The sequence below is a fragment of the Caballeronia mineralivorans PML1(12) genome (assembly GCF_001028175.1).
Classification (GTDB): Bacteria; Pseudomonadota; Gammaproteobacteria; order Burkholderiales; family Burkholderiaceae; genus Caballeronia; species Caballeronia mineralivorans.
Genome location: NZ_AEJF01000271.1, coordinates 1 through 977, shown reverse-complemented (window position 1 = coordinate 977; position 977 = coordinate 1). Strand labels below are relative to the sequence as shown.

Annotated in this window: 3 protein-coding genes; all 3 read left to right on the top strand. The window is 43.5% G+C overall.

Annotated elements, in window-relative coordinates:
- On the top strand, positions 1–250 hold a 250-nt coding region (locus EOS_RS48885), incomplete at its 5' end, for a LexA family protein (RefSeq protein ID WP_326972988.1).
- A 34-nt stretch (positions 251–284) separates the two neighbouring features.
- On the top strand, positions 285–509 hold the full coding sequence (locus EOS_RS48880; RefSeq protein WP_268760405.1) for a LexA family protein: 225 nt from the start codon (positions 285–287) through the stop codon (positions 507–509).
- A gap of 70 nt (positions 510–579) precedes the next feature.
- Positions 580–977, top strand: a 398-nt coding sequence (locus tag EOS_RS42605) for a protein rexA (RefSeq protein ID WP_047898273.1), incomplete at its 3' end; no start/stop codon positions are given.

Below are 977 nucleotides of genomic sequence, written 5' to 3'. Positions count from 1 at the left end.
AGAAATCTACGAGATGTATGAAGCGGTTAGTATGCAGCCGTCACTTAGAAGTGAGTATGAGTACCCTGTTTTTTCTCATGTTCAGGCAGGGATGTTCTCACCTAAGCTTAGAACCTTTACCAAAGGTGATGCGGAGAGATGGGTAAGCACAACCAAAAAAGCCAGTGATTCTGCATTCTGGCTTGAGGTTGAAGGTAATTCCATGACCGCACCAACAGGCTCCAAGCCAAGCTTCCTGACGGAATGTTAATTCTCGTTGACCCTGAGCAGGCTGTTGAGCCAGGGTGTATTTCTGCATAGCCAGACTTGGGGGTGATGAGTTTACCTTCAAGAAACTGATCAGGGATAGCGGTCAGGTGTTTTTACAACCACTAAACCCACAGTACCCAATGATCCCATGCAATGAGAGTTGTTCCGTTGTGGGGAAAGTTATCGCTAGTCAGTGGCCTGAAGAGACGTTTGGCTGGTCGGCAAGGTGTTCTGGTCGGCGCATAGCTGATAACAATTGAGCAAGAATCTTCATCGAATTAGGGGAATTTTCACTCCCCTCAGAACATAACATAGTAAATGGATTGAATTATGAAGAATGGTTTTTATGCGACTTACCGCAGCAAAAATAAAGGGAAAGATAAGCGCTCAATAAACCTGTCTGTTTTCCTTAATTCTCTGCTGGCTGATAATCATCACCTGCAGGTTGGCTCCAATTATTTGTATATTCATAAAATCGATGGAAAAACTTTTCTCTTTACCAAAACAAATGACAAGAGTCTGGTTCAGAAGATAAATCGCTCTAAAGCTTCAGTTGAAGATATTAAGAACAGCCTCGCAGATGACGAATCATTGGGATTCCCATCTTTTTTGTTTGTTGAAGGCGACACCATTGGTTTTGCCAGAACTGTTTTCGGGCCGACCACATCCGATCTGACAGATTTTTTAATCGGGAAAGGAATGTCATTAAGCAGTGGAGAGCGCGTTCA